Annotated in this window: 7 protein-coding genes; 6 read left to right on the top strand and 1 reads right to left on the bottom strand. The window is 63.9% G+C overall.

Features of this window, described 5'->3' with window-relative positions:
* Positions 1–36: 36 nt before the first annotated feature.
* A complete protein-coding gene (locus EOD15_RS24205) occupies positions 37–828 on the bottom strand; it encodes a cyclase family protein (RefSeq protein WP_127321408.1) in 792 nt (263 codons plus the stop codon).
* Between the two features lie 119 nt (positions 829–947).
* Here EOD15_RS24205 and EOD15_RS24200 point away from each other — a divergent pair, with 119 nt between their 5' ends.
* The 6 genes from EOD15_RS24200 to EOD15_RS24170 all read left to right on the top strand — a co-directional run.
* Positions 948–2,522 (top strand): NAD(P)/FAD-dependent oxidoreductase, encoded by a 1,575-nt coding sequence (locus EOD15_RS24200; protein ID WP_127408898.1) that lies wholly within the window; start codon positions 948–950, stop codon positions 2,520–2,522.
* A 110-nt stretch (positions 2,523–2,632) separates the two neighbouring features.
* Positions 2,633–4,162, top strand: coding sequence for an ABC transporter substrate-binding protein (locus EOD15_RS24195; RefSeq protein ID WP_127321772.1), 1,530 nt, complete (start codon positions 2,633–2,635; stop codon positions 4,160–4,162).
* A 222-nt stretch (positions 4,163–4,384) separates the two neighbouring features.
* Positions 4,385–5,392: an ABC transporter permease gene (locus tag EOD15_RS24185; protein WP_027039637.1), complete on the top strand. Its 1,008-nt coding sequence runs from the start codon at positions 4,385–4,387 to the stop codon at positions 5,390–5,392.
* Positions 5,385–6,233, top strand: coding sequence for an ABC transporter permease (locus tag EOD15_RS24180; RefSeq protein WP_127269247.1), 849 nt, complete (start codon positions 5,385–5,387; stop codon positions 6,231–6,233). The genes EOD15_RS24185 and EOD15_RS24180 overlap by 8 nt, the downstream gene beginning before the upstream one ends.
* Positions 6,230–7,108 carry an ABC transporter ATP-binding protein gene (locus tag EOD15_RS24175; RefSeq protein WP_127321774.1) on the top strand — a complete coding sequence of 293 codons (879 nt, stop codon included), beginning with the start codon at positions 6,230–6,232 and terminating at the stop codon, positions 7,106–7,108. Before EOD15_RS24180 ends, EOD15_RS24175 begins: the two co-directional genes overlap by 4 nt.
* On the top strand, positions 7,101–7,494 hold a 394-nt coding region (locus EOD15_RS24170), incomplete at its 3' end, for an ATP-binding cassette domain-containing protein (RefSeq protein WP_127408897.1). The genes EOD15_RS24175 and EOD15_RS24170, both read left to right, overlap by 8 nt.

Here is a 7,494-nt window from a genome sequence, read left to right as displayed (position 1 = left end):
GATGTGATCCGGCTGGGTCACGGCAAACGCTTTCGCTTAGCCCTTCGAAACCAGCGCCAGCGCGCGGATCGGGCTGCCGGTGCCGTGCTCGATCTTGAGCGGCGCCGCGATCAGGATGGCGCCCTTCGGCGGCAGCTGGTCGAGATTGCAGAGGCTGGCGAGGCCGTAGCGGTTGGCCTTGTGCATCAGCGTGTGCGCCGGGAATGGCGGCTCCATGCCGCCGGCTTTGCCGGCATCCGTGCCGATCGTCTCCGAGCCCCAGCCCTTGATGTCCTTGCTGATCAGGAACTGGATGGCTTCGGCCGTCGGGCCGGGCGTGTGCGGGCCGGTCTCGTTGGCGTTGAGGAACTCGGCTTCCGAGCCGTTGCGCTTGTACCAGTCGGTGCGCATCACCACCCATTCGCCGGCATTGATCGCGCCATGCTCGGCTTCCCAGGCCTTGATGTGGTCGACGGTGAGCAGGAAATCGTGGTCGGCGGCGGCTTCCTTCGAACAGTCGATGACATTGACCGGGCCGACGAAATTCTGCGCCGGAATGGTGTCGGTGGCGCCGTCCGGATAGTCCTTGCCGGAGATCCAATGCTGCGGCGCGTCGAAATGCGTGCCGGAATGCTCGCCGAGCTTCAGCCAGTTCCAGGCCCACCACGGACCGTTCTTGTCGTAACGGGAAATATTGTGGATCTCGACCTTCGGCGTGTCGACGGCGAGTTCCGGCGGCAGCTTGATCAACGGCGTGTCCGGCCCGAGCGGCGCCGACAGGTCGACCACCTTGATGGCGCCTGAAAGAAGCTGGCTGGCGACTTCGCCGAGGAGTTTTTGCGTATCCATGGTCTGAAGTTCCCTCTTTCGTGTGATGATCAAGGCTCGTCTCGGCCCTTAATATCCTACTAGACGAAAACATATGCATCTGCAATTATCTTTAAGCATAAAGGAAATGGGGACGAGGCGTGAGCCAGTTCGACGCCATCTTTGTCGGGGCCGGCCACAACAGTCTGGCATGCGCCGCGCATTTGGCGCTCAAAGGCTGGAAAATCGGGATTTTCGAGGGCAGTGCAACAATCGGCGGCGCCGTCCAGACGCGCGAATTCACCCTCCCCGGCTTCCGCCACGATTTCGGCGCGATGAATCTCAGCCTCTTCGCCGGCTCGGCCTTCCACCGGAAATATGCAAATGAATTGAAAGCGCAGGGGCTGGAGTTCGCCCCGGTCGTCGACTGTTTCGCCAGCGCATTCCCCGACGGACGCTGGTTCGGCGTCAGCAACGATCTGGAAAAGACCGCCGCGCGCATCGCCGCCTTCTCCGCTGCCGACGCCCAGACATGGCGCAGGCTGGTCGCCGCCTTCCCGGCGGAGGCCGAGCATCTGTTCCGGCTGCTGGGTTCGCCGATGAGCGCCCGCGCGCTTGCCGGCACGGCGTGGAACCTGTGGCGCAAGAAGGGCATTGCCGGCGCGCTCGATACGGGCCGGCTGCTGCTGTCCTCACCCCGCGCCTGGCTGGAGGAGAATTTCGAGTCGCCGCATATCAGGGCAACGCTCGCCACCTGGGGCATGCATCTCGACTTCGCGCCGGACATCGCCGGCGGCGCCGTCTTCCCCTATCTGGAATCGATGGCCAACCAGAGCTTCGGCATGGTGCTGGGCAAGGGCGGCGCCGACACCATCATCAAGGCGCTGTCGGGCATGGTGACCTCCGCTGGCGGCAAGATCGTCACTGATGCCGAAGTGGCCGAGATCACGGTTTCGGCCGGCAGGGCGACTGGCGTGCGGCTCGCTTCGGGCGAGACGCATAGCGCCACCAAGGCGGTCATTGCCGGTGTCGCGCCCAAGGCGCTGACCGGCAGATTGCTGCCCAATGGTTCGGGCGACACCGGCTTCGACACGGCGATGCAGAAATTCCGTCATGCGCCGAGCACGATGATGATCCATCTGGCGCTCGACGATCTGCCGGACTGGCGCGCCGGAGCGGAGCTTCGGCAGTTCGCCTATGTGCATCTGTCGCCGTCGCTCGACGCCATGTCACGCACCTATCAGCAGGCGATCGCGGGCATGCTGCCGGACGAGCCAGTGCTGGTGGTCGGCCAGCCGACGGCGATCGACCCGTCGCGGGCGCCTCAGGGCAAGCATGTGCTGTGGGTGCAGGTGCGCATGCTGCCCGCCGAAATCCTGGGCGATGCCGCCGGCAAGATCGCGCCGGCGCATTGGGACAAGGTCAAGGAGGTCTACGCCGACCGCGTCCTCGACATCATCGAGACCTACGCACCCGGCCTGCGAAAGAAGATTCTCGGCCAAGCGGTGTTCTCACCCATCGATCTCGAGCGCCAGAACCCGAACCTCGTCGGCGGCGACCAGGTCTGCGGCAGCCATCATCTGGCGCAGAATTTCTTGTTCCGCCCGGCGCGCGGCTATGCCGGATGGAACACGCCGGTGGCCAATCTGCACCTCACCGGGGCCGCGACATGGCCGGGCGCCGGCACCGGTGCGGCGTCGGGCTTCATGCTCGCACAACAGCTTGGCGGGAGGTAGGAGCCGGAGATTTTCTTGAGGCTACGAGGGGCAAGGCGTTGCTGCCCAAGAAGCCTGAACCAATGACCTGAAGACGCCGCGCAGAAACAAAACCAACAAGGGGAACGACCATGACAATCAACAGACGGGAATTGCTGGGATACAGCGCCGCGGCACTCGGGGTGGCCGCCGTCGGCCTGCCGCAGATCGCCAATGCAGCTGCCGGCGAACTGACCATTGCCTACAACGTCAACCTGCCATCCTGGGATCCGACCACCGGCCCCTCGGCCGTCAACCCGACCATCCAGGGGCTGTACCAGTCGGTGTTCGACCAGTTCATCCCACAGAAGCCCGACCTTTCCTTCGCGCCGGGCCTGCTCACCGAATGGGGCTGGAACGACGACCGCACCAAGATCATGATGACGGTGCGCGAGGGCGTGACCTGGCATGACGGCTCGCCGTTCACGGCCGAGGACGTCGTCTGGTCGCTGCAGCGGGCAGGCGACGAAAAGACCGGCAATCCGATCCAGTTCGTCTGGAAGAACGTCAACAACTTCAAGATCGACGGCAACAAGATCACCGGCGACGTCGTGCAGTTCGACCCGGTCTATTTCAAATGGATGTCGTTCCTGACCGGCTACATCATGCCGAAGGCCTACTACGAGAAGGTCGGCGCCGAAGGTTTCGAGAAGGCGCCGATCGGCACCGGCCCCTACATGGTGGAAAAATTCGAGCGCAACGCCTTCCTGCGGCTCAAGGCCAATCCGAACTATTGGGGCGGCAAGCCGGCCTTCGAGAATGTGACGATCAAGTTCGTCGCCGACGCGGCAAGCCGAGTCGCAGAGATCGAATCCGGCTCCTCGCAAGTGACGCTCGAAATTCCCTATGAGGAGTATGACCGGCTGATCGCCAAGGACGGGCTTGCCGGCTCGTGCAAGAACGTTTCCGACATCGGCATGATCTTCTTCAACGACATCGAGGCGATGCTGGACAAGAACGTCCGCCAGGCCGCCGTGATGGCCGTCGACAAGAAGCTGCTGGTCGATCGCCTGCTGCGCGGCTACGGCCAGCCGATCGATACGCTGGAAACGCCGGAATACGCATCCTACGACGCGTCGATCAAGGTCGAGCACAATCCGGAAAAGGCCAAGGAATTGCTGGCCGCTTCCGGCTATTCGCCGGAAAAGCCGGTCAAGTTCACCATCCAGACGACCAAGGGCTTCAAGCCCAAGGACTATGAGATGATCCAGGCGATCGTCGGCATGTGGCGCAAGGTCGGCATCGAGGCGACGATCGAGGTCTACGAGATCGCCAAGCACTACGAACTGCGCGCCGCCGACAAGCTGGCGCCGGCCGCCTTCTACAATTGGGGCAATGCCATCGGCGATCCGACCACCTCGACCGGCTTTGCCATGTATGGCCCGAGCCCGCATTCGGTGTGGGACAGCCAGGATCTGATCGACATGATCAACCCGCTGTGGGGCGAAAAGGACGAGGCCAAGCGCATCGCCGGCTGGAAGGCTGTCGACAAATACATCGCCGAGCAGGCCTATGTGCTGCCGCTGATGCAGTATGCGCAGCCGATCGTGCATGCCAAGGGCGTCAATGTGGTGCAGCATGTGTCCGGCGCGCTGCTGCCGGCCCTGATGACCCCGGCCTGACCAATATGGGAAGGCGCCCCGTCGCGAGACGGCGTGTCTTCTCCCAACTTGCGCAGGCCCCCTCATCCGGCCCTTCGGGCCACCTTCTCCCCGCTGGAGAGAAGAGACTGGCTCAGCCGTCAGCGACCTCTTCTCCCCTCGGGGAGAAGGTGGCCGCGAAGCGGCCGGATGAGGGGGCTGTTCGTTCGATCAATCACTGAAACGCATTAGGCCTGCGCCAGAATGCTCCTGCAAAGATTCCTGATCCGTCTTCTGACGATGCTGATCACGCTGTTCGGCGTGGCCGTCGTCGTCTTTGTCGTGATCCGCGTCGCACCCGGCGATCCGATCGCCATGATGCTGCCGCCCGGCGCGACGGATGCCGACATTGCCCGGCTGCGCGCGCTCTACGGCCTCGACAAGACCATCGTCCAGCAATTCTTCATCTGGCTGTCGGGCGTGGCCCGGGGCGATTTCGGCACTTCGATTTCGCTGCGGCAGGATGTGCTGGGTCTCGTCTTCAACCGGCTGCCGGCGACGCTGGAACTCGCCATCGTCGCGCTTGTGATGGCGGTGGCGATCGGCGGCACGACGGCGATCATCGGCGCGCGCGAACGCGGCACGGCGGTCGAGGCCGGCATCGACATCGCCAGCGGCGCAGCGCTTTCGATTCCCGATTTCCTGTGGGGCCTGGTGCTGATCCTGTTGTTCGGCGTGCTGGTGCCGATCTTCGACATTTCCGGGCGGGTGTCGCCGCAACTGGACCTGCCCTTCGTCACCCAGTTCTATCTGTTCGAGAGCCTGTTGCGCCTGCGCCTCGACCTCACCTGGGATCTGCTGAAGCACATGCTGATGCCGGCCGTGGCGCTGGCGCTGCCGCTGGCAGCAATCATCTCGCAGCTGCTGAAACAGTCGCTGAAGGAAGTGCTCGACCTCGACTACGTCGTGCTGGCACGGGTGAAGGGTTTTTCGGAAACGCAGGTCATCCTGCGCGAGGCCTTGAAGAATGCCGCTTTGCCGACGCTGACACTGGTCGGCGTGCAGTTCACCTTCCTGATCGGCGGCACCGTCATCGTCGAACGGCTGTTCTCCTATGAGGGCCTCGGCAATATGGCGATCGACGCGGTCATCAACCGCGACCTGCCTTTGATTCAAGGCATCGTGCTGGTCTTCGCGCTGCTGTTCGTGCTGATCAACCTCAGCGTCGACATGATGTATGCGCTGCTCAATCCGAGGCTGCGCCATGGATGAGGGCCGTGCTCGAAGGCGAGGTGTGTCGCCACGCCTGTGGCTGGCCGGCGGCTGGCTGCTGCTGGCGCTTCTGGCGGCAATCTTCGCGCCGCTGGTCGCGCCGCAGGATCCGCTGGCGCAGGATCTGATGCTGGAGCGGTTGCCGCCATTCTGGATGAATGGAGCCGAACCCGGCTATTGGCTCGGCACCGACAGCCTCGGCCGCGATCTGTTGTCGAGGCTGATCTTTGGCGGCCGCATCGCCTTCATCGTCGCCTTTTCCGCAGCCGTCGCTGCGTGCCTGGTCGGCTCGACGCTAGGCCTGATCGCAGGCTATTTCGGCGGTTGGGCCGACCGCATCATCTCGCGCGTCGTCGATGTCTGGATGGCCTTTCCGCCGGTGCTGTTCGCCATATTGCTGGTGGCGGTGCTCGGCACGGGCTTGAGTTCCGTCATCCTGGCCATCGCCATCATCGACTGGACGCGTTTCTGCCGGGTGATCCGTGCCGAGACAATGGGTCAGTCGCGCATGGACTATGTCGAGAATGCCCGCATCGCCGGCTATGGCCGCATCGGCATCATGCTGCGCGAAGTGCTGCCCAATGTGGTGCCGTCGATCGTCGCATTGCTGTCGCTGGAAATGGGCATCGCCGTTATCGTCGAGGCGATCCTGTCCTTCGTCAATCTGTCGATCTCGACCGACGATCCGACCTGGGGAGGCATCATCGCCGAGGGCCGGCTGTCGATCCATCAGGCCTGGTGGGTGCTCGTGTTCCCGCTGATCACGCTGATCCTCACCGTGCTGTCGTTCAGCCAGTTCGGTGAGGCGCTGAAGACGCGTTTCGATCCGGTGCTGCGATGAGCGCCTGTCTCGACATCAGGGATCTGAGCGCCGTGCTGCCCAACGGCCAGCGCGTATTGCGCTCGGTGTCGCTCTCCGTCCAGCCCGGCGAGGTCCGCGCGCTGGTCGGCGAAAGCGGCGCCGGCAAGACGATGATCGGCAAGGCGGTGCTCGGTGTGCTGCCGTCGAGCGTGCGCATTGTCGAAGGCGACATGCTGCTCGAGGGTGAAGACCTCGGCAAATTGCAACCCAAGGCACGACGCACGCTGATCGGGGCGCGCACGGCGCTGATCCCGCAGGACCCGCTGACCGCGCTCAACCCGTCGCGGCGCATCGGCTCGCAGATGACCGACCGGCTGGTGCGCATCCTCGGCTGGAGTGGCGAGAAGGCCGATACCCGCATCCGGCAATTGCTGGACGAGGTGCAAATCCGCGATCCCGACCGCGTGCTGAAAAGCTATCCGCACGAACTTTCCGGCGGCATGCGCCAGCGCGTGCTGATCGCTGCGGCCTTCGCCGCGGAGCCAAGGCTGATCGTCGCCGACGAGCCGACCACGGCGCTTGATGTGACCGTGCAAAAACAGATCCTGCGGCTGATCGTGCAGTTGCAGCGCGAGCATGGCACGGCGATCCTGTTCGTCACCCATGATCTCGGCGTCGTCGCCAAGATCAGCCAGAGAGTCTCGGTGCTTTATGCCGGCAAGGTGGTGGAGGAGGCCGACACGGCTGCCCTCTTCGCAGCACCGCAGCATCCCTACACGCGAGCGCTGATGGCGGCGACGCCACGCTACACCGATCCTTTCGCCTCGCTGAAGCCGGTGGACGAGGCGGTGCTGGCCGGGCTTGCTTCGGAGATCGCTGCCGCCGACCAAGCCTGGAGGCGGCCGCATGGTTGAACCGTTGTTCTCCGTGCGCGGGCTGAAGGTCGCGCTGCCCGACATGACGCGCAAGCCACTGATCGGCCGCGCACCATTGGTCGAAATCCTGAAGGGCCTGGATTTTGACCTGCCGCGAGGCTCGGTGACCGGCATTGTCGGCGAATCCGGTTCGGGCAAGTCGACGCTCGGCCGCGCGCTGGTGCGCCTGCTGGAGCCCAGCGTCGGCAGTATCACTTTCGACGGCCGCGACATCAGGCATCTGCCGGAGGCGGAACTGCGGCCACTGCGGCGCAATCTGCAGATGATTTTTCAAGATCCGATGTCGTCGCTCAACCCGCGCCGCACCATTGCCAGCATCATCGCCGCGCCACTCAAGCAAAATGGCCTCGGCGACAATCTCAAGG

This window comes from Mesorhizobium sp. M7A.T.Ca.US.000.02.2.1, from assembly GCF_003996995.1.
GTDB lineage: Bacteria > Pseudomonadota > Alphaproteobacteria > Rhizobiales > Rhizobiaceae > Mesorhizobium.
Note: the sequence above shows the minus strand (reverse complement) of the source record. Positions and strands in the feature narration are given on the sequence as shown.

What these genes read in the sequence shown, in the direction of transcription:
- EOD15_RS24205 (WP_127321408.1), bottom strand. Translation starts at nt 828, where the DNA reads ATGGATACGCAAAAACTCCTCGGCGAAGTCGCCAGCCAGCTTCTTTCA.
- EOD15_RS24195 (WP_127321772.1), top strand. Translation starts at nt 2,633, where the DNA reads ATGACAATCAACAGACGGGAATTGCTGGGATACAGCGCCGCGGCACTC.
- EOD15_RS24185 (WP_027039637.1), top strand. Translation starts at nt 4,385, where the DNA reads ATGCTCCTGCAAAGATTCCTGATCCGTCTTCTGACGATGCTGATCACG.
- EOD15_RS24180 (WP_127269247.1), top strand. Translation starts at nt 5,385, where the DNA reads ATGGATGAGGGCCGTGCTCGAAGGCGAGGTGTGTCGCCACGCCTGTGG.
- EOD15_RS24175 (WP_127321774.1), top strand. Translation starts at nt 6,230, where the DNA reads ATGAGCGCCTGTCTCGACATCAGGGATCTGAGCGCCGTGCTGCCCAAC.